This is a genomic window from Aequorivita sublithincola DSM 14238, assembly GCF_000265385.1.
GTDB lineage: Bacteria > Bacteroidota > Bacteroidia > Flavobacteriales > Flavobacteriaceae > Aequorivita > Aequorivita sublithincola.
Genome location: NC_018013.1, coordinates 1,547,302 through 1,568,583 on the forward strand (window position 1 = coordinate 1,547,302; position 21,282 = coordinate 1,568,583).

A 21,282-nucleotide genomic window follows, 5' to 3' on the forward strand; every position below is an offset into this window, starting at 1 on the left:
AGAATATGTCAAAATTCACAAACAAAAAAAGTAATGAATTGCCTGCGGTAAACACAGCGTCCCTTCCCGATATTGTATTTATGCTACTATTCTTTTTTATGGTAGTAACTGTATTGCGAGATGACAATTTGCTTGTTCAGAACAAATTGCCAAAAGCAGATCAGGTAGAGAAACTTAAGAAGGACAGATCAGTATATATTTATGCTGGTAAACCGAGCTCTAGATATGTTGATAAATATGGTGCAGAACCTAAGATACAAATTGGGGATAAGTACACAGATATTACAAACATAAAGTTTGCGTTAACTGAAGCACGCCAAAAACTACTTCCTGAACTTCAGGATAAGGTAATGGTTGCTCTTAAAGTTGACGAAAAAACAAATACTGGAATGGTTACAGACATTAAGCAGGAATTAAGAGATCTTAACATGTTAAAGATCATTTACATTACCACTCCTGGAAATGAAATAACAAATTAGATTTATTAATCTATAATTTTAAAACGCCTTGTCCTGAAGTTTTGGAGCAAGGCGTTTTTTTTGTTTCCCTTATTCTGAAAATACATTTATCTTTATCGGTATGCAAAAGGTAATTAGAATCAACTTTATATTATTTCTAGGATTTACTTCCTTCACCGCTTTGGCGCAAGATACTATTCGTCATGCTTCGGTGGATTCGCTTTATAGAGAGGATCAATTTTATATTGGAGTAACTTATAATGTTCCTTTAAACTTGCCTTCGGGCGCAAACACGCGAGGACTTTCTGGAGGAATTCAATTCGGATTTCTTAGAGATATGCCCATAAACAAACAACGAAACATTGCCATTGCTATTGGCGCCGGAGTTGCGCTGGATCAATTTGGTCAGAATCTTTTCATAGGTGAAACTGCGAATGACAAAACTATTTTTAGAGTTTTGGATAAGGATGTAGATTTTACACGAAACCGTTTTAATATGGCTATAATTGAAGCTCCTATTGAGTTTAGGTGGCGAACTTCAACAGCCTCTACTTACAAATTTTGGAGAGTGTATGCTGGTTTTAGAGTTGGATATGCCTATTGGTATAAATCTACTTTTAAACAGCCTGACAATGATGTAAACCAAACCAAAATTCCAGAATTTGATCCACTACGATTATCTGCAAACTTAAGCTTTGGATATAGTACCTTCAACTTTTTTGCTTCATATAGCATAAACCCATTCTTCAAAGATGCTGTGACTATTGATGGTGAGGCAGTAGATTTTAGAACGCTCAAGCTAGGCCTGATGTTTTATATGCTATAGCCATAAGTTGAAAAGAATCAATTGCGGGAGCGCTCCCAACAAAATTCCTGCTCCCAATTCAGGATAGTTGTGCGAATCACTGCTTAATCGCGAAGAAGCTACCCAGCCGTTTACAAACAAGAAAAAACTAATAGTAACAAGCAAGTTTATTTTGAAATGGGCGCTCAATCCAATAAGAAACATTAAAATTCCGGCAACTCCCATTTGATGGAGGCTAACCTTCAATTTAAAAAATACCATCACCATAGCGCTGAAGGCAGAAAAAAGGATTCCTACAAAATAATAATATAGTTCAGGATCATCATAAGGGTCAAAAACCATTTTAATGATGAGAAGCAACAAAATACATTGTATCATCAATGGAAACTTTCGTTCCTTCACGTCTTTTAAATAGATGCTGTCTACAACGCGTAAATTTTTCAGAAGAAAAAATATTACTATTGGAATTAAGATGGTAATGATTACGATTGCAAAAAGTTCCACACGCACCAATTGTGGATCTATATATTTTGGAGTTACAACATAATATAGAATGACGCCCAAAATTGGCATCAATAAAGGATGAAAAATGTATGCCGCAGCTTTTAGGAAGAATTTCATCAAATTTCTTTTCTGAGTCTTGCGACTGGTAAATCCAACTGTTCGCGGTACTTGGCAATGGTTCTTCGGGCAATGGGATAGCCTTTTTCCAATAATATTTTGGCTAATTTATCATCTGTAAGTGGCTTTCTTTTGTTTTCTTCAGAAATAGTAATTTCAAGAATTTTCTTTATTTCTTTAGTGGAAACATCTTCTCCTTGATCGTTTTTCATCGATTCACTGAAAAATTCCTTAATCAATTTTGTTCCGTAAGGGGTATCAACATATTTACTATTGGCAACTCGTGAAACTGTGGAAACGTCCATATGAATTTTGTCTGCAATATCTTTCAAAATCATTGGTTTCAACTTCCGTTCGTCACCGCTCAAAAAATATTCTTCCTGATGATGCATAATTGTGTTCATTGTAACAAAAAGTGTTTGCTGGCGTTGTTTTATTGCATCTATAAACCACTTAGCAGCGTCTAATTTCTGCTTGATGAACATCACAGCATCTTTCTGCGCTTTCGATTTGTCTTTGGATTCTTTGTAACCCTTCAACATATTGGTGTAATCGTGGCTTACGTGAAGCTCTGGCGCATTTCTTCCGTTTAGGGTTAAATCCAATTCGCCATCAACAATTTTTATTGCGAAATCGGGAACTACATGTTCCACCATTCGTGTATTTCCAGAATAAGTTCCGCCTGGTTTGGGGTTTAAACCTTCAATTTCATGGATAGCTTCGCGAAGCTGATCTTCAGTAATATCAAATTTTTGAATTAGTTTTTTGTAATGCTTTTTGCTGAATTGGTCGAAGCAATCTCCCATAATCGCGATTGCCAAGGCAACGGAAGGTGTTTGTTCTTTTCGCTCCAATTGAATCAATAAACATTCTTGCAAATCGCGAGCTGCAACTCCTGCGGGATCTAGTTCTTGAACTACCTTCAGTACTTTCTCTACCTTATCTTCGGAAGTGTAAACATTTTGTGTAAAAGCCAAATCGTCAACAATATCCTGAATTTCACGACGTATATAGCCGCTTTCATCAACGCTTCCAACCAAAAATTCTGCTATTTCTTTTTCCTCTTCATCTAAACGATAGGTGCTTAATTGTTGCATTAAATGCTGCGTAAAGGAGGTTCCGGCGGCATAGGGCATTTGGCGCTCTTCATCGTCTGCGCTGTAGTTGTTTGCCGAAAGTTTATAACTTGGCACTTCATCATCACTCAAATACTCGTCAACGTTTATATCGGTTTCAATTACTTCGTTGCCTTCGTCATAATTGTCATCATATTCGTCATTGCTAAACTCATCGTCAAATTCGTTATTTTCCTCTTTTCCACCTTCTAAAGCAGGATTTTCCTCCAATTCTTGCGAAATGCGTTGCTCAAAAGCTTGCGTAGGCAATTGAATCATCTTCATCAACTGTATTTGCTGAGGCGATAATTTTTGTGAAAGTTTGAAATTTAATTGCTGCTTTAACATAGGTGTGTTTACTACTTCATAAAGTTAAAAAAAACCGGCTACTAAAATAGTGAAGTAGCTAGTTTTATCATAAAGTTGGGAAGAAGACGGATGTTTGATGACGAATGACGGAAGTGTGCTTGAGTAAATTTCATCAATCATCCGTCATCTAGCATCAAACTTCCCTAAAATTCTGCGTTTCCTGGAGTTCTTGGATAAGGAATTACATCGCGAATGTTCCCCATTCCTGTTGTAAACTGTACCAAACGCTCAAAACCAAGACCGAAACCACTGTGAGTAGCTGTCCCGAATTTACGTAGGTCTAAATACCAATACAGTTCTTTTTCATCAATATTCATGGTCTTCATCTTTTGCAACAGCACATCATAACGTTCTTCTCGTTCTGAACCACCTACAATTTCTCCAATTCCAGGAAAAAGTACATCCATTGCGCGAACGGTTTTTCCGTCATCATTTAAGCGCATATAAAATGATTTTATATTTGCTGGATAATCAAAAAGAATTACAGGGCATTTAAAGTGCTTTTCGACTAAAAAACGCTCGTGTTCGCTTTGTAAATCTGCACCCCATTCTTCAATAATATATTTGAATTTTTTCTTCTGATTTGGTTTAGATCGTTTCAAAATGTCAATCGCTTCAGTATAGGTCACTCTTTTGAAATTGTTTTCCAAAATAAATTGAAGCTTTTCGCGAAGTTTCATCTCGCTGCGTTCAGCTTCAGGCTTGTTTTTTTCTTCTTCTAATAAACGATTTTCAAGGAATTCAAGGTCATCAGCACAGTTTTCTAAAGCGTAGTTTACAACGTATTTTATGAAATCTTCAGCTAAATCCATGTTTGCATCCAAATCGTTGAAAGCAACTTCTGGCTCAATCATCCAAAACTCTGCTAAATGGCGACTTGTGTTTGAGTTTTCAGCTCTAAAAGTAGGGCCGAAAGTATAAACTTTTCCAAGCGCCATGGCGTAAGTTTCGGCTTCCAACTGCCCGCTAACGGTAAGATTGGTTTCTTTTTCGAAGAAATCTTCTTTATAATTTACAGTTCCGTTTTCATCGAGCGGCGGATTTTTAGCATCTAAATTTGAAACGCGGAACATTTCGCCAGCACCTTCGGCATCGCTTCCTGTGATTATTGGCGAGTGCATATAATTAAAACCGTTTTTCTGAAAGTATTCGTGAACTGCAAAAGCCAGTTTTGAGCGCGTACGCATCACGGCACCAAACGTATTGGTTCGGATTCGCAAATGGGCTTGCTCGCGCAAGGTTTCTAAAGAATGTCTTTTTGGTGAAAGAATGGTAAGCTTTACATCTTCAGGATTTGCTTCGCCTAAAACAGTCAATTTTGAAACTTGTATTTCCACAGTTTGCCCTTGCCCTTGACTTTCCACAAGTGTGCCGGTAACTTCAATGGCAGCGCCAATGGTTACTTTCTTAAGAATTTCTTCTTCAAAATTTTCAAAATCTACTACACATTGCAGCGTTTTTATGGTTGATCCGTCGTTTAAGGCTATGAATCTGTTGCTTCTAAAAGAGCGTACCCAACCGCGAACGGTTACATCTACGTGCGTTTTTTCGCTTTTCAACAATTCAACTATTGTTTTGTCTTGCATGGTATTAATTTAAGAGGAGCAAATATACTTTTAAATAAAATTCAAAAAAAGCAAAAGCACCAATTTCCAAAAGGGTTAAGAGGGAATTATTTACTGTGAACTGCAACTGTAAACTGCTTACTTTATTTCCTCCCCATCATCTGTTAAAATTTCAATTGCAGGTTTTTTCATCGTTTCCTTATTCGCTATACTTCTTTCAAGAGAAAGTAGGAGCGTGGGGAGAAGTAGTAAATTGGATAACATAGCAAAAAGAAGCGTCATGGAAACCAAGCCTCCTAAAGCTACAGTTCCGCCAAAGCTGGAAATGGTAAATACCGAAAATCCGAAGAAAAGAACGATGGAAGTATAAAACATACTCACCGTGCTTTCGCGAAGTGCTGCGTAAACAGACTTCTTGATTTTCCAGTTGTTTGCGATAAGTTCCTGCCTATATTTTGCGAGAAAGTGAATCGTGTCATCCACCGAAATACCGAACGCAATGCTAAAGACTAAAATGGTAGAAGGTTTTATAGGAATGCCCAAATAGCCCATAACTCCTGCGGTTATGATTAATGGTAACAAGTTTGGAATCAACGAAATCATAATCATTTTAAAACTTCGGAACATCCACGCCATAAATAAGGCTATTAAGAAAATGGCCAAGGAAAGTGAAAGAATCAAGTTGTTTACTAAATAATGTGTTCCTTTTTGAAATACCAAGGCTTTTCCAGTAACCGAAACATTGTATCGCTCTGGTGGAAACACTTTATTGATTTCTTCATGAAGATCTTCCTCAATGCGGTTAAACCTGTCCGGTTTGGTATCTTTCATAAAAGTGGTAATACGGGCAAATTGCCCAGTACTATCCACATAACTGCTCAATAGATTTGTATTTGTGTTGCTGCTTTTAGCGTATGAAAGTATAAAATTCTTTTCTTGACTATTCGGAAGTTGGTAATATTCAGGGTTTCCGTTGTAATAGGCTTGTTTTGAATATTTCACCAATTCAACCACCGAAATAGGCTTTGCGAACTCAGGAATTTCTTTTATATGATCCTGAAGTTCATCAATTCTTTTTAAAGTAGAGAGGCTCATAACGCCTTTTTTCTTCTTCGTATCTACCATTATCTCTAAAGGCATGATGCCTTCATATTCCTTTTCAAAAAAGCGAATATCATCAAAAAAGCCAGTGTTTTTTGGCATATCTTCAATAAGGCTTCCCGAGATTTTAATTTGAAAAATCCCGATAATGCTGGTGCAAAGAAGAAGAATTGCAACTATATAAATCGTGATTCTACGGTCGCGAACCATCCGCTCTACCCAATTTACAAATTTGTTGATCCAAGTTTTGTTAAGATGCTTTAGGTGTTTGGGCTTTGGTACCGATAGATAGCTGTAGAATATAGGAATGATAAGCAAACTCAGCAAAAAGATAGCAATAATGTTGACGGAAGCCACAATACCGAATTCACTCAACAACTCACTTTTCACCAAAATAAACGTAGCAAAACCTGAAGCTGTCGTCAGGTTCGTCATCAAAGTTGCGTTTCCGATTTTGGAAATTACGCGTTGTAAGGACTTCGCCTGGTTTCCGTGAAGCTTTATTTCCTGTTGGTATTTATTGATGAGGAAAATACAGTTTGGAATCCCGATTACGATTATTAAAGGTGGAATTAAAGCTGTTAGCACCGTAATTTCATAATGCATCAATCCCAAAAGCCCGAATGACCACATTACCCCAATAATCACGGTACACATAGAAATAAATGTGGCGCGCCAAGAGCGGAAAAAGAAGAAAAATATAAGTGAAGTAACAAAAAGTGCTCCTGCAATAAAGAGTCCAATTTCGTCAATAATACTTTGGGAATTCAAGGTCCGAATGTATGGCATTCCAGAGGTGTGAACCTTTACGCCAGTGTCTGCTTCAAATTTTTTGATTAGTGGAATCAAATCCTTAATTACAAAATCCTTACGTTCGGAAGTGTTTACAACGTCCTTCTTCATATAAATCGCCGAGCGGATGCTCTTCTTGTCCGGGCTATAGATAAGCCCGTCATAAAAAGGAAGTTTGTTGAATAGTTCGTCTTTATAGGCTGCGAGATTCGCATCCGTAAAAATGGAATCGTGAATAAAAGGCACCAATTCAAAACCTGTTGTGTCTTTTTTCTTCTCTAGTTTTTTTAGATTGCCAACGGAAAGCGTAAATTCCACCTCACTAAATTTGCCAATGTCTTCGGAAAGTTGATTCCAAGCCTTGAATTTCATAGGCGTAAAGATGGTAGAATCCTTCACACCCATAACAATCAAGTTGCCTTCTTCGCCAAAATGCGAAAGAAATTGATCGTATTCAAGATTTATAGGGTGATCGTCTGGCAGAAGATTTGCTTCGGTATAAGTGAAGCGCATGTTCTTCCACTGAAGCGCAAGAAGCACGGTGATACCTGCAATAACAATTAATATTACGGTACGGTTCCGTAAAATAAAACGGGCCACCCAGCCCCAAAATCCAATGCTGAAAAGTTTGTTCAAAGCAATTTTTTATAGAGTTGGTAAAGGTAAGTATTCCCTATTAGTGGGAGATTTATTTTTTGGTGTATTTTGAAAGGGATGAAAGCTTTACAAACCCTTTTTGTAGATTTACGGGAATAAATGTAGAGGCTTGGTTACATGCACATGCTAACAATTTTAACAACACAATACAAATGGAGATTTTAGATTGGATACAGAATTGGTTTAAAGATAATTGTGATGGTGATTGGGAACAGGGTGAAGGGATTCAAATAACCACTTTAGAAAATCCAGGTTGGGAAATTGAAATTGATATTTCAAACACGTCTATAGCAAATATTACTATTGACGGAATACTTAATGAGAAAAGTAAAAAAGACTGGTACGGTGTAAAAATTGAGAACCAAAGATTTACAGCTTCAGGTGACGCTGGAAAACTAAAATTTTTATTAGAGTTGTTTAGAGAAATGATTGAGAAAATCGAAAATTAATACAATTGCCCCTAAGCTAACCTACGCTTGCAATCAGTAGCCATAATAGGCAGACTTCAATTAAATCTTTAAATTAAAAGTAAACTTAAAAGAAACATTATCCTCAAAACTAGGCAAGTTATAGTAACCATATCTGTAAGCCAAACTCAGTCCAAAACCGAGCGCAATTTTGCTTAGCTCAAGACCCGCTTCATTATAAAAATGGTCAAGCGTGTTAAATGGAATTCCGAAATGACGGTCCGTGGCATTCATATCACCAATGGCGTGGCGAGAAAGTAGGGTTAATTCTGGTTTCCAGTTTTTGGCAAGTTTAAATCTTCTAAAAGTATGTTTCATTTGAAGCATCGCCAATTTATCTGAATAAAATTCTCCGAAATACATAGTTTCAAAACTCTGCACACCAGCTACAGAAAAGCGTTGTGAAAGTTTATCCTTTGTTGGTTGATTTGGAAAAGCGTGAAACAAGTGTGTTAAAGGCACATCGCCTGTTGCAATTTCTCCTTGCAAGAGAAAGCTTGTGTTAGAGACATTCTTTCTTTCGATTTCATAATCCAACTTTAGTCCAAATTTCGCATAGTTGAAATCGCTATCAGCAATACCCTTAAAACCTTTTGTAATTTGTGCGCTAACTTTCGGCAAAACGTCGGTAGCCACTTTTCTGCCATCATCATTCACGATTGAATCCGTTTTCAACTTTGTCCGAAAAGAAAGAATTGCTTCCGCAAGTTTGTATTCGTTATATCCTTTGTTGCCTTTTATAAAATAGTAATTCTCAAAATTGCCAACATCTGTATGTTGCACACGGAGTTCCGTAAGTATTTTTGGGGTAAGCTCACTTTGAATGTTTGCCTGCCATTGGGTGTATTTATAAAACTGGATAACATTCAGCAATCGCGGTTCAAAAAGGGAGTAAAAACGGGCATCTGTTAAAAAATCGTATGTTCCAATTTCTTTAATATCGTCTGTATAATAAAGGCTTACCCAAGCTTTCTTTTCTTTGTTTACAAGTGCGCTACCGCCAAGACTATATTAAAAAACTTCATCTTTAAAACCGTAGGCTATGTAACCGCCAAGCTTATAATTTTCAAAGAGTTTTTCATTGGTAACGCCTCCAATTCCTAAGCGAAAACCTTCGTGAGCGTTATATTTAAAAAGAGTTTTAAGATCTATGTCGAAGAAGCCAACTGGAAGATAACCAGTAGTAAAGGGATGTCCATTTCTTTCAGAAAAATCGGCTATTGTTTTCTTTATTCCAGTTACAGAATCGTTCCGTATATCCTTTGTTTCTTGTGCTAAAGCTGAAACGCCAATTAGGAATGTTAGAAGAAGTATTTTTTTACGCATAAAGTTTGAAGGGGAAATAATTCATCTAAAAGTAAAAATAAAGCGGCATAGTTGCCGCTTTATTGTATTTAGTTTAACGATATTGTTAATTATACCGTCATTATTTCCTTTTCTTTTTTTGCCAAGATTTCATCAATCTTTTTAATATGTGCATCGGTCATTTCTTGAACATCTTCTTCTAGGCTCTTTTGAAGGTCTTCAGAAATATCAAGATTCTTTATGTCGTTATTTGCATTTTTACGGTCATTACGAACGCCGATTTTTGCTTCTTCGGCTGCAGCTTTACTTTGTTTTGCTAAATCGCGTCTTCGTTCTTCAGTTAAAGGTGGAACACTGATAATTACACTCTCACCATTGTTCATTGGGTTGAAACCTATGTTAGCTAAATGAATTCCACGCTCAATTTCGGGAATCATTCCTCTCTCCCAAGGTTGAATGGCGATAGTCATCCCGTCTGGCGTGCTTACGTTTGCTACTTGGCTCAAAGGAGTTTGGCTTCCGTAATAATCTACCATAACGCTCCCCAACATTGCTGGTGAAGCTTTTCCTGCACGAATGTTTGCAAATTGCTTTTCAAGATGATTTAGAGCGTCAGTCATTGCTTCTTTTGCTCCGTCAATAATAAAATCTATTTCGTCTTCCATGGGATTTAAGATTCAAAATTTAATATTTAATATTTTTTTGCCACGAATTCACGAATAAAAAATAAATAATATTCGTGAATTCGTGGCAATATTTTTACAAATTAACTTTTGTTCCGATTTTTTCTCCAGAAACCACTTTTAAGAGATTTCCTTTCGTATTCATGTCAAAAACTATAATTGGCAATTCGTTTTCTTGGCTTAAGGTGAAAGCAGTGGTATCCATAACCTTCAAACCTTTTTGCAAAACATCTTCAAAACTTATAAAGTCGAATTTTGTTGCAAGTTTGTCTTTCTCAGGATCGCTGGTGTAAATCCCATCTACGCGGGTTCCTTTCAAAATAACATCTGCGCTAATTTCAATAGCTCTCAAAACTGCTGCGGAATCTGTTGTAAAATAAGGATTTCCAGTTCCACCTCCAAAAATAACTACACGTCCTTTTTCTAAATGACGAATCGCTTTTCTTCTAATAAAAGGTTCAGCAACTTCATTTATGTTGATGGCACTTTGCAAACGTGTTGGCACCTCTTCATTTTCTAAAGCACTTTGCAATGCCAGTCCATTAATAACAGTTGCAAGCATTCCCATATGATCGCCCTGCACGCGATCCATTCCGCTACTGGCTCCAGACAAACCTCTAAAAATATTGCCACCGCCAATAACGATGGCTACTTCAACGCCTTTTTCGGTTATCTGTTTAATTTCTTCTGCGTATTCTTTAAGCCGAACAGGATCAATTCCATATTGTTGGTCGCCCATTAAGGCTTCGCCTGAAAGTTTTAAAAGGATTCTTTTGTAGTGCATATTTTGGGTTTGTAGCGCAAAAATAATGAAAAATATTGATGTGGTTGAAGTAATTAAAAAAGTAGTTAGGGAAATGTGATTTACTAGAAAAAGCAAATAAAATTATTTTTTTTGATGACAATTCCTAGATGATTTCGATATATGAATAGTGAACAACAATTAATCCTTAAATCTTTTTATTATGAAAACACATCTATTTTATCTATTGCTTGGTTTTTCGGCCGTTGCGATGGCCCAAAACGTTGATTTAAAAGCACCAGCATCATCAGTTACTTTTCATCCTATTACTTTGGAGAAAACCCAATGTATTACAGATGCTCAAAGACAGGAGTTGGCTGTGGAAATTAAAGCTAATGAAAGAATGATTCTTGAAAAAAATCCAGATGCTTTTAGTAATCGGAGTGCAGCGCATCCATTATTTATCCTACCTTTCCGTGCGAAGGCTGGATATAACGACTATGGTTATTATTCTCTTTTTAACCAAGTGGATCAGGATCCGGCTACTAACGGTCATTTATTAGATTATAACTGTGGGCAAAGAACCTATGATGGAGTAGGCTTTAATCACAAAGGAACGGATTATGTAGTTTGGCCTTATCCTTGGAAAAAAATGACTGAGGATGTTATGGAAGTAGTTGCCGCGGCTCCCGGAACTATTGTTGATAAACGCGATGGCAATTTTGACCGAAACTGTCTAAACAACGGAAACAATAACTGGAACGGCATTGTACTGCGTCATGATGATGGATCAAAAACGTTATATTGGCATTTTAAAAGTGGAACACTTACCTCAAAAAACATTGGTGACTCTGTAGATGTTGGTGAATATTTGGCTGTAGCGGGTAGTTCTGGCAGTAGTGATATTCCACACGTGCATTTTGAGGTAAATGATGCATCATTGATGCGAATAGATCCTTATGCAGGACCTTGCAATAGTCTGAATTCAGAAAGCTGGTGGATAGATCAACCGGCATATTTTGTTCCAGAGATATTGACACTCTCTACGCACAATTCAGATAATTTTGATACAGAATGCGGTGTGGATGAAAATACCTATCAAGAACTAAACTTTCATCCTGGTGAAACTGCGCGATTCAGAATTTTCTACCGCGATTTACAAATGAATGCTAATACACACATTACCGTAAATCGACCAGATGGAGCTGTGCTTTATGATTATGATTTTGCTTCACCTTGGCCAGATTATACAGCCGTATGGGCACAATGGAACTTTCCTTTTGATAGTAGTTCTATGGATGGAGTTTATACCATTACTGCACAATTTGCGGGGAAAACCTATCAAACTTTTTTTGGCGTTAATACTAGTCTTGGGATTGAAGATTTGCAACAAGCCGAAATAAAGTTATATCCAAATCCTACTTCCAATACCGTTTTTGTTGAAGCACATTCACAGATTGAAAAAGTTGAGGTTTTTGATGTCTTAGGAAGAAAAGTATTAGACATTTCACCAAAGTCCGAAAAGACTGAATTGAATATGAGTAATTTGAAGGCTGGAATGTATATGGCCATTATCACTTCCGAAGGAAAGAAATTTGTGAAGAAAATTATGAAACAATAAGTTTTATAAATTTCAATTAAAAAAAGAGGTCGTCTAAATAGTTTTTAGACGACCTCTTTAATATTATAATTAAAAGGAAAAGTTAACCTTCTAAACTCGCACTTAAATATTCGCGGTTCATTCTTGCAATATTTTCTAGAGAAATGCCTTTTGGGCATTCAATTTCGCAAGCTCCAGTATTGCTACAGTTTCCGAAACCTTCTTTGTCCATTTGCGCTACCATATTTAAAACACGTTCTGTTGCCTCTATTTTTCCTTGCGGAAGTAATGCGAACTGGCTCACTTTAGCAGAAGTGAAAAGCATAGCACTCGCGTTCTTGCAAGCTGCAACACAAGCGCCGCAACCAATACAGGTAGCTGCATTGAAAGATTCGTCAGCATCGTGTTTGTTTATGGGAATGTTATTGGCATCCACAGTATTTCCTGAAGTATTTACGGAAATATAACCTCCCGCTTGCTGAATTCTATCAAAGGCACTTCTATCTACCACTAAGTCTTTTATAACTGGAAAAGCTTTTGCACGAAAAGGTTCAATAACGATGGTATCGCCATCGTTAAACATACGCATGTGCAGCTGACAGGTTGTTACCAATCTATCTGGCCCGTGAGGCTCTCCATTAATTTGTAAAGAGCAACTTCCGCAAATACCTTCACGACAATCGTGATCAAATTCTACAGGTTCTTCGCCTTTATTTATAAGACCTTCGTTAAGAATGTCTAGCATTTCTAAAAAAGACATATCTCCCTCCACACCATCCAGTGAATAGGTTTTTAGTTCTCCTTTTGCTTTATTATTTTTCTGTCTCCAGATTTTTAGTGTAAGTTTCATAGTCTATTTGTATGATCTCGCTTTAACTTCAATATTCTCATAATCCAATTCTTCTTTGTGAAGTACTTCGTTTCCTGGATCTCCAGTGTATTCCCAAGCGGCTACGTACATAAAGTTTTCGTCATCGCGGAGGGCTTCTCCTTCGTCAGTTTGGTATTCTTCACGGAAGTGACCACCGGCAGATTCATTTCGGCTTAATGCATCTTTTGCAAAAAGTTCTCCTAATTCTAAAAAGTCTGCCACTCGCGTTGCTTTCTCAAGCTCGGCGTTCATTTCGTTTAAGGTTCCCGGTATTTTTACTTCTTTCCAAAATTCTTCACGTAGTGCTCTAATTTCAGACATTGCTGATTTTAAATCTTCGGCATTACGCGCCATTCCACATTTTTCCCACATAATGTGACCTAATTTTTTATGGAAATAATCTACGGAATGGGTTCCTTTATTATTAATTAGTTTATCTAACAATTCGCGAACGTGGTTTTCTGCTTCGTCAAACTCTTTCGTGTCTGTTGGTATTTTCCCTGTTTTAATGTCCTGAGCTAAATAATCGCCAATGGTATAAGGCAATACAAAATAACCATCTGCAAGACCTTGCATCAATGCCGAAGCACCCAAACGGTTTGCGCCGTGATCGCTAAAATTGGCTTCACCAATAACATAGCAGCCTGTAATTGTGGACTGTAAGTTGTAATCTACCCAAATACCACCCATAGTGTAATGCACCGCTGGATATATCATCATCGGGGTTTCATACGGATTTTGGTCAACGATTTTTTCGTACATCTGGAAGAGGTTTCCATATTTCTCTTCAATAACTTGTTTTCCAAGTTTTTGAACTTCTTCTTTGGAAGGATTGTGGTTTCCGTGGATGCCTGCGCGTTCTTTACCGAAACGTTCTATTGCCGAAGCAAAATCAAGGAAAACCGCTTGACCAGTCTTATTTACTCCAAAACCAGCATCGCAACGTTCTTTTGCAGCACGTGAAGCAACATCTCTAGGAACTAGGTTTCCAAAGGAAGGGTATCTTCTTTCTAAATAATAATCACGCTCTTCTGCTGACAGATCGGTTGGTTTTTTCTTGCCGTTGCGAATCGCTTCAGCATCTTCTTTTTTCTTAGGAACCCAAATTCTACCGTCATTTCTTAATGATTCAGACATCAAAGTAAGTTTACTTTGATGGTCGCCCGAAACAGGAATACAAGTTGGGTGAATTTGCGTGTAGCAAGGATTTGCAAAATACGCACCTCTTTTATGTATTTTCCACGAAGCGGTAACATTACTTCCCATAGCATTTGTAGAAAGGTAAAATACGTTTCCGTAGCCTCCCGATGCAATAACCACAGCGTGTGCAGAATGTCTTTCTATTTCGCCAGAGACCAAATCTCGAGCAATAATTCCTCTTGCTTTGCCATCAACGATTACTAAATCTAGCATTTCGTGACGGTTGTAAGGCGTTATTTTCCCTCTATTTATTTGGCGGTTCATTGCGGCATAAGCGCCTAATAATAGTTGCTGTCCTGTTTGACCTTTTGCGTAAAAAGTACGGGAAACTAGCACACCTCCAAAGGAACGGTTGTCTAACATTCCACCATATTCACGTGCAAAGGGAACACCCTGTGAAACGCATTGGTCAATAATATTGCCTGAAACTTCAGCCAGACGCCAAGTGTTGGACTCTCGCGAACGATAATCGCCACCTTTAACGGTATCATAAAATAATCTATAGATTGAGTCACCATCGCCTTGATAGTTTTTGGCGGCGTTGATACCTCCTTGTGCGGCAATTGAGTGCGCGCGACGTGGAGAATCTTGATAGCAAAATGTTTTAACGTTATATCCCAGCTCTGCAAGGGTTGCGGCGGCACTACCACCGGCCAATCCTGTTCCTATAACGATAACATCTATGTTACGTTTGTTGGCAGGGTTTACCAGATGGATATCATTTTTATGCTTTGTCCACTTATCGGCTATGGGTCCTTTTGGGATTTTAGAATCTAATTTCGACATTGCTTATTGTTTTAGTGGATTTGATTGAAATGAAGGTAAAGGGCAATAAAAATAAAGCCTAACGGAATAAATATCGCGTAAAACTGGGTAAATGCTCTCAAACCTTTAGAATATTTATTGTTCCAGCCCATACTTTGGAAAGACGAAGAAAAGCCGTGCCAAAGGTGAAGCGCTAACAATACAAAAGCCAAGCAGTATAAGCCTGTACGCACTGGGCTTTCAAATTTATGAACTAACTCTGGATAATAACGAGTTGGGTCCATTGGGTTACTTTCAATGTATTTGTGCATTATTTCTGGAAACCAAAAATCATAAAAATGAAGCCCTAAGAAAGCTAGAATTACAGCTCCGCTAATAATCATATTTCGAGAAGCCCAAGTTGAGTTTTTGTTTCCTTTGAAGGATTTGTAACTAATTTTTCTTGCGTTGTTATTTCTTATTTCGAGTACGATTCCCATTATAAAGTGGAAAACTACTCCAAAAATTAACACTGGTTGAAGAATAAACTGTACCAAAATATTGTGACCCATAAAGTGGGACCAACTATTAAAAGTATCGGGATCTATAACCGAAGTAATATTGATGGTAAAGTGTTGTGCCAAGAAAAGCACAAGAAACAAGCCGGAAAGTGCCATAGCGACTTTTCGTGCAATTGAAGATGATAATATTGCCATTATGGTTTTATTTCTAGAATAGTTGTACAAAAATACGCTTCAAGTAGCTTGCTGCCAAACATTCTTGGTTGTTTGAAATCTATTTAGAATTGATTTAAATACATTACCTTATTTTATTTCCAATTCAGAAGTTGCAGTCTTTGCGTTTACTGAAACAGTCACTTTATATTTTCCTTTTGGAAGGTAATATTTATCGTTTTCTGCTTTCTTTATTTTAGTGTCGGTTTTATCAAATACTTTGCTTCCTTTTTCAGAAATGGAAAGGTCGTAATCTATTATATTTACCCCTTTGGTAGCTTCATTTGAAAGATTGTGAAATTCCTTTCCATCTTCGGTTTTGAATGTTATTGTTGCTTTTCCAGCTTGCGGACTGTAAAATTGAATTTTAGTTTCTGGTTCAGATATTTCACTCCAAGCACTCCATTTACCTCCCCAACGAGGTGAAAAATTCAACGGTTCTATTTCACCTAAAACTACTTCATTTTTATTGGTTTCATTCAATTTTTGAAGCAAAGAAATGTCTGCGATATAAATAGAACGACCGTGTGTACCCAAAACCAAATCCTTCGCTTCAGGCTGAATTACTAAATCGTGAACCGCAACATTTGGAAGGTCTTTTGAAAATACTTCCCAACTTTCACCGCGATTGAAAGAAACATAAGCGCCATTATCTGTTCCCAAATACAATAAATATTCATTCACAGGATCTTCTTTTATAACGTTTACTGGTGAAGCTGGCAAATTGCTGCTGATATTCTTCCAAGTCGCGCCATAATTGTCACTTACATATACATAAGGTTTAAAGTCATCCCAACGATAGCCGTTCAGCGTAACATAAACTCGTTCTATTTTATGAGAAGAAGCAATCACGCGACTTATCCATAAACCCTTTGGCCCCGAAGCGTCGGGAGAAATATTCGTCCAATTTCCACCGCCATCTTTTGAAACATAAACCAAACCATCGTCGCTTCCAGTGTAAAGTAATCCAAACTGAAATGGCGATTCGCTGATGGCTGAAAGCGTTCCATAAGCAACATTGCCTGGTTTTCCACCTTGTGTTAAATCTTCAGAAATAGCGGTCCAGTCATCACCTTGATTCATGCTTCGCATTAATTTATTTCCTCCCAAATAGAGAATATCCTGATTGTGTGGACTCAACAAAATAGGTGTTTGCCAGTTAAAACGATACGGACTATCGCCCAATTCGTGTTTTGGTTGAATATAAACGGGATCGGCGCCATTTCTATTCAATCTATAATAATTTCCAAATTGAAAACCAGTGTAAATAATTTTACTGTTTCGGTTGTCAATCTGAACCTGCATTCCGTCACCTCCAAAAAGATTATCATACGGATATTTTCCTTCTTGTTGCCATCCCGGACTTGCTTCATAATCGTGCGGGCCCATCCAAACGCCATTATCTTGCAAACCACCGTAAACATTGTAGTTTTTTTCGTGATCTATATTTACATAATAAAACTGCCCAACAGCCGGAGCATTATTTTTTATCCAGGTTTTGCCGTCGTCATAACTTATATTCACGCCGCCATCGTTACCATCAATTAAATGCCCAGACATTTTAGGATTTATCCATAGCGCGTGGTGATCTGCGTGAACGTTATCGGCATCAATGCTTTCGAAGGATTTTCCGCCATCGGAAGATTTCAAAATAGGCACGCCATAAATATATATTTTGTTCGAATCACTTGGATCTACGTGTATTTTTCCGAAGTAATAGCCGTAGGAATAATACAAATCATCTATAAAACCATCGTGGGTTTTCTTCCAACTTTTTCCGCCATCGGTGCTTTTGTAAACTTCAGCACCAATAACGGGCGTGTTGAATAATGTCGAATTGGCATCTTCTAAATACTTAGCAAGATCTTCAGGTTTTACAGTTCCTACACGAACCATTTGCTTTACGTTTTCGGCACGATATTTTTCTTGAAAACCATTCATTTTTAAAAATTGGTTTAGTTTTTTTTCATCTAAAGCAAGAAAGGTAGCGGCGTTCATTTTTTTGAAATCGTCTTTGGTTAGGATGTCTGTTTCTTCTTTTTTGGCTTCTTCTTTTCGGTGAAATTGGTTATCCACAATCAAATAAACCGTGTTATCATCCACAACTGCAGTGCCCATTCTCCCCATTCCTTTTCCTATTGGCAGGCCGCTTTTTTCTGTTGAAATTTTAGCCCACGTACTGCCCGCATCGGTGCTTTTATAAACTCCGCTTCCGTCGCCACTTCCTTCAAAATTCCAAGCTTTGCGGTCTTTGTCCCACGCAGCGGCATACATTGTATTAAAGTTTTTCGGATTGGCAGAAATTTCAATAATTCCAGTTTGATTATTTATGTAGAGCGTTTTGCTCCAAGTTTTTCCGCCATCGGTAGTTTTGAAAACGCCACGTTCTTCGTTAGTGGAATATAAATGGCCCACTGCGCCTAAAATCACCTCATTGGGGTTGGAAGGATTTATAAGAATACTGCTAATGTGTTGACTGTTTGTAAGCCCAATATTTTGCCAAGTTTTGCCTTTATCGTCGCTTTTCAGCAAACCGATTCCTGCGTAAGATGATCGTGAAGCATTTACTTCACCCGTTCCCACCCAGATTGTGCCGTTTTTCCAATCTACAGCTACGCAACCCACGTTTTGAGTTGGACTGTTATCCATAACTGGGGTAAAGGAAGTTCCGTTATTGTTAGTATGCCAAAGTCCGCCGCTGGCGTAACCTACATAAAACTCCGTGGGGTTGTTTGGATTTACGGCAAAATCTACCACACGGCCGCTCATAATGCTGGGGCCAATGCTTTTAAAGGGTAGATTTTTAACCGTAGAAGCTTCTGCGAGTTGTGATTTTTGTAGCAGACCAGTTTCTAGAGCTGCTGCGGAATTGGCTGGCTGTTGTGAAAAAGAAAGCGTGGTAACTAGACAAAGTACGGAGAGTAAAAAATTTTTCATTGAGATTGGTTTTGGAATATGAAGGTACTTAAATGTAATGGGTTTTGCATTGGGTTATGATAGAGAAGGGTATTGGCTCTCCTGATTTTTTTGTTTGAAAATATTAATATATACCGAAAAAGGATGCTTTCAAAAACCCATTACTATTTTTTTCAATTATATAAGCGAGGTTGCCAAAGCGTAACTATTGAACACATTTCTATCGATAAAAAATAGATTGATGTTATTTCATTTTGTTAAACTCCAAATCCTGAAAATCATAACTAAAATCGGTCAATGGCGAGATGGGGCTCATTGTAAATCCTTCCGCTTTCCCTTCAGTATTCAAACTGAAATTCACGAAGGCATCTGCTTTTAAAGAGGTGTCATTCCAACGCACTGCATAGGTTGTTCCTTTGTAAAAAGTCATTGTTCCAGTTAAGTCTGGAGATTTTTCGGCTTTAAAATGAAGAGTTCCGTTTTGATTACTGATTGCGACTTTGCCGAACCAAACGTCTTCGTAATTTCCTGTATAATCTTCCGGATTGGGTTTTGGAGTTTTACTTTTAAGTTGCGTTTCAATACTTTTCTCTACTTCGGCAACAATGCTTTCCTCATTCTTTTCGCCAGCCAAACGACGGTCGTTGTATTGTTTAATTCTGTCTTCGCCTTTTATGCCGAAATAGGCATCTTTTATGGAATTTGTAATAGCAGTAAACGCAGCACCACTTTGTTGATTGGTGAGCACGATAATCCCCAAATCCATTTCTGGAATTAGCGTTACTTGGCTCACAATTCCATTTAACCCGCCAGTATGAGTAACTTGAAAATAACCGCTAACATCACTCAAAAACCATCCTAAACCATACGCTGAAAAGTGAGTATTATAAGGCCCTTTTCCACTTCTTAAAATGGTTTGTGGTGTCCACATTTCGCGATGTACTTTACTGCTGAAAAGACTGTCCTCCAATTTCTCACCATATTTTCCATCGTTCAATTGGGCTTGAACCCAAGTGCTCATATCGTTTATTGAAGCAAAAATTCCTCCAGCGGGTGTGGCTATTTGGGTGAAAGTATCTGCCGTTAATTCCAGTTTTCCGTTTACCGGAGCGTGACCGTCAATTCTATTGTTGTCAGCTTTTATTTGAGGAATGGAAAGCAAAGAGCGATTCATCTTCAATGGTTTAAAGAAGTTTTCTGAAATATAATCGTCATAAGATTTTCCAGAAATTCTTGAAACAACTTCACCGGCAACAATGTAAAGCAAGTTATCATAATCAAATTTACTTCGGAAGGAAGAAACGGGTTTTAAATACCGAAGGTTATGGATCATTTCGGCTTTTGTGGTTGTATTTCCTGCTGGAAAAACCATCAAATCTCCAGCGCCAAGACCGAGTCCGCTTCTATGGGTTATAAGATCGCGTATTGTAAATTCTCGTGTTACGTATGAATCGGAAAGTTGAAATTCAGGAATAATGTCTGTTACTTTGGTGTCCCAAGTAAGTTTTCCTTGATCTATAAGTTGTCCCAGCGCAGCTGTTGTAAAAGCTTTGGTATTAGAGGCTACTCCGAATAGCGTGTTTTCATTAACTGCTTCATTTGTTTTTAGGGAACGCACGCCGTAAGTGTTTTTGTGATATATCTTACCATCTTTCAAAACCGCCACTGCCATTCCAGGAACATCAAAAGTTTTCATTGTTTTTTGGACGATGCTGTCAATTTGTGAGCCGCTTAAAGCTTGTGCATTGACTGAGAAATTGAAGAATAAAACTAGAAGAGAAAGAATTGCAATTTTGGTAAATAAAGGTTTCATATAAAGAAATTATAGTTGGAGTTTAAAGGTATTAAATCTTTTGCTTAAATTTAGGATAACTAACCATTCACCTACAAACATTGTGTCCCTAAAAATTTTATTATGACAGCTAAGGAATTTTGGGAAGAGTTCAAAGATTTTGAGGAAGGACTTCGCCACGAGATAGAATTTGTGCGGGAAGATAAAAAAATGCAGACCTTTTCATATCTATGTTCGCAGTTGGACGATTATTGTTTTGGGCTCACTCCAAATATTTTATCGCCAGAAAAGGATACTAGTAAAAACTATATTTTAACTATTTCGTGTTCTGGAAATAGAGATTTGCTAATTTATGTGAATCGTTTGGTAGAACTAGCGCCCGAAATAAAACATTGGGATATCAAAGCTTTGGTGGAGGGAAAAATAGAAACAGACCCAAAAATGATGATGGATCCGTTTACTTGTGACGGCTTTTCAATAACGCCAAAAGACATCCGTTTTACAGTTTATTCTTGGGATCCGGAGCGAGATATTTTTGATCTTTTGTTGCTACTTCCTTTGAGCCTTTCAGAAGTAGATGATGCCGAATTGGAAAATGCGTTTATAACTATTTTTGAAGAATTGTGGGGCGAACGTTTTGTAGGCGAAAAAATTAATTGTCTTTTCTTCACCCATAATGCTTCTTCTGAAGAAGATTTCTTTGAGTTGGAAATGCTTAAAGTTTGTCTTGAAAGTTTTGAGTAAC

At 37.5% G+C, this 21,282-nt stretch carries 18 protein-coding genes; 5 read left to right on the forward strand and 13 right to left on the reverse strand.

The window, feature by feature from the left end:
* The first annotated feature begins 5 nt into the window (after positions 1–5).
* Positions 6–479 (forward strand): ExbD/TolR family protein, encoded by a 474-nt coding sequence (locus tag AEQSU_RS07160; RefSeq protein ID WP_014782196.1) that lies wholly within the window; start codon positions 6–8, stop codon positions 477–479.
* Positions 480–579: 100 nt separating this feature from the next.
* Entirely contained in the window at positions 580–1,284 is a 705-nt protein-coding gene (locus AEQSU_RS07165) for an outer membrane beta-barrel protein (RefSeq protein ID WP_014782197.1), read from the forward strand.
* Here the strand turns inward: AEQSU_RS07165 and AEQSU_RS07170 are convergent.
* The 4 genes from AEQSU_RS07170 to AEQSU_RS07185 all read right to left on the reverse strand — a co-directional run bounded on the left by AEQSU_RS07170 (position 1,279) and on the right by AEQSU_RS07185 (position 7,462).
* Entirely contained in the window at positions 1,279–1,884 is a 606-nt protein-coding gene (locus AEQSU_RS07170; protein WP_014782198.1) for a hypothetical protein, read from the reverse strand. The two genes, AEQSU_RS07165 and AEQSU_RS07170, sit on opposite strands and share 6 nt — an antisense overlap.
* The gene (gene rpoN / locus AEQSU_RS07175; protein ID WP_014782199.1) at positions 1,884–3,347 is read right to left on the reverse strand and encodes an RNA polymerase factor sigma-54; all 1,464 of its coding nucleotides are present in this window, start codon (positions 3,345–3,347) and stop codon (positions 1,884–1,886) included. Before rpoN ends, AEQSU_RS07170 begins: the two co-directional genes overlap by 1 nt.
* Positions 3,348–3,511: 164 nt before the next feature.
* Positions 3,512–4,954 (reverse strand): asparagine--tRNA ligase, encoded by a 1,443-nt coding sequence (asnS, locus tag AEQSU_RS07180; protein WP_014782200.1) that lies wholly within the window; start codon positions 4,952–4,954, stop codon positions 3,512–3,514.
* A 117-nt stretch (positions 4,955–5,071) separates the two neighbouring features.
* Positions 5,072–7,462, reverse strand: coding sequence for an efflux RND transporter permease subunit (locus AEQSU_RS07185; protein ID WP_014782201.1), 2,391 nt, complete (start codon positions 7,460–7,462; stop codon positions 5,072–5,074).
* Positions 7,463–7,635: 173 nt separating this feature from the next.
* Here AEQSU_RS07185 and AEQSU_RS07190 point away from each other — a divergent pair, with 173 nt between their 5' ends.
* Positions 7,636–7,932: an immunity 53 family protein gene (locus AEQSU_RS07190; RefSeq protein WP_014782202.1), complete on the forward strand. Its 297-nt coding sequence runs from the start codon at positions 7,636–7,638 to the stop codon at positions 7,930–7,932.
* Between the two features lie 60 nt (positions 7,933–7,992).
* Here AEQSU_RS07190 and AEQSU_RS16140 read toward each other — a convergent pair whose 3' ends face one another.
* The 4 genes from AEQSU_RS16140 to pyrH all read right to left on the reverse strand — a co-directional run bounded on the left by AEQSU_RS16140 (position 7,993) and on the right by pyrH (position 10,722).
* Positions 7,993–8,823, reverse strand: a complete 831-nt coding sequence (locus AEQSU_RS16140) for a hypothetical protein (RefSeq protein ID WP_052309024.1) — start codon at positions 8,821–8,823, stop codon at positions 7,993–7,995.
* 138 nt (positions 8,824–8,961) lie between these two features.
* The gene (locus AEQSU_RS16145) at positions 8,962–9,276 is read right to left on the reverse strand and encodes a hypothetical protein (protein ID WP_052309025.1); all 315 of its coding nucleotides are present in this window, start codon (positions 9,274–9,276) and stop codon (positions 8,962–8,964) included.
* Positions 9,277–9,365: 89 nt separating this feature from the next.
* Positions 9,366–9,920 carry a ribosome recycling factor gene (frr, locus tag AEQSU_RS07200; RefSeq protein WP_014782203.1) on the reverse strand — a complete coding sequence of 185 codons (555 nt, stop codon included), beginning with the start codon at positions 9,918–9,920 and terminating at the stop codon, positions 9,366–9,368.
* Between the two features lie 94 nt (positions 9,921–10,014).
* Positions 10,015–10,722, reverse strand: coding sequence for a UMP kinase (pyrH, locus tag AEQSU_RS07205; RefSeq protein WP_042491755.1), 708 nt, complete (start codon positions 10,720–10,722; stop codon positions 10,015–10,017).
* A 181-nt stretch (positions 10,723–10,903) separates the two neighbouring features.
* On the opposite strand from pyrH, the gene AEQSU_RS16150 reads away from it, so the two are divergent.
* On the forward strand, positions 10,904–12,301 hold the full coding sequence (locus tag AEQSU_RS16150) for a T9SS type A sorting domain-containing protein (RefSeq protein WP_014782205.1): 1,398 nt from the start codon (positions 10,904–10,906) through the stop codon (positions 12,299–12,301).
* A gap of 82 nt (positions 12,302–12,383) precedes the next feature.
* On the opposite strand, the gene AEQSU_RS07215 is transcribed toward AEQSU_RS16150, so the two are convergent.
* The 5 genes from AEQSU_RS07215 to AEQSU_RS07235 form a co-directional block, all read right to left on the reverse strand.
* Positions 12,384–13,130, reverse strand: a complete 747-nt coding sequence (locus AEQSU_RS07215) for a succinate dehydrogenase/fumarate reductase iron-sulfur subunit (RefSeq protein ID WP_014782206.1) — start codon at positions 13,128–13,130, stop codon at positions 12,384–12,386.
* A 3-nt stretch (positions 13,131–13,133) separates the two neighbouring features.
* A complete protein-coding gene (locus AEQSU_RS07220; RefSeq protein ID WP_014782207.1) occupies positions 13,134–15,137 on the reverse strand; it encodes a fumarate reductase/succinate dehydrogenase flavoprotein subunit in 2,004 nt (667 codons plus the stop codon).
* 11 nt (positions 15,138–15,148) lie between these two features.
* Positions 15,149–15,811 (reverse strand): succinate dehydrogenase cytochrome b subunit, encoded by a 663-nt coding sequence (locus AEQSU_RS07225; RefSeq protein WP_014782208.1) that lies wholly within the window; start codon positions 15,809–15,811, stop codon positions 15,149–15,151.
* Between the two features lie 108 nt (positions 15,812–15,919).
* A complete protein-coding gene (locus AEQSU_RS07230; protein ID WP_014782209.1) occupies positions 15,920–18,766 on the reverse strand; it encodes a WD40/YVTN/BNR-like repeat-containing protein in 2,847 nt (948 codons plus the stop codon).
* 223 nt (positions 18,767–18,989) lie between these two features.
* Positions 18,990–20,558: a serine hydrolase gene (locus tag AEQSU_RS07235; protein WP_014782210.1), complete on the reverse strand. Its 1,569-nt coding sequence runs from the start codon at positions 20,556–20,558 to the stop codon at positions 18,990–18,992.
* A gap of 102 nt (positions 20,559–20,660) precedes the next feature.
* Here AEQSU_RS07235 and AEQSU_RS07240 point away from each other — a divergent pair, with 102 nt between their 5' ends.
* On the forward strand, positions 20,661–21,281 hold the full coding sequence (locus AEQSU_RS07240; protein ID WP_014782211.1) for a hypothetical protein: 621 nt from the start codon (positions 20,661–20,663) through the stop codon (positions 21,279–21,281).
* Position 21,282: the final 1 nt, after the last annotated feature.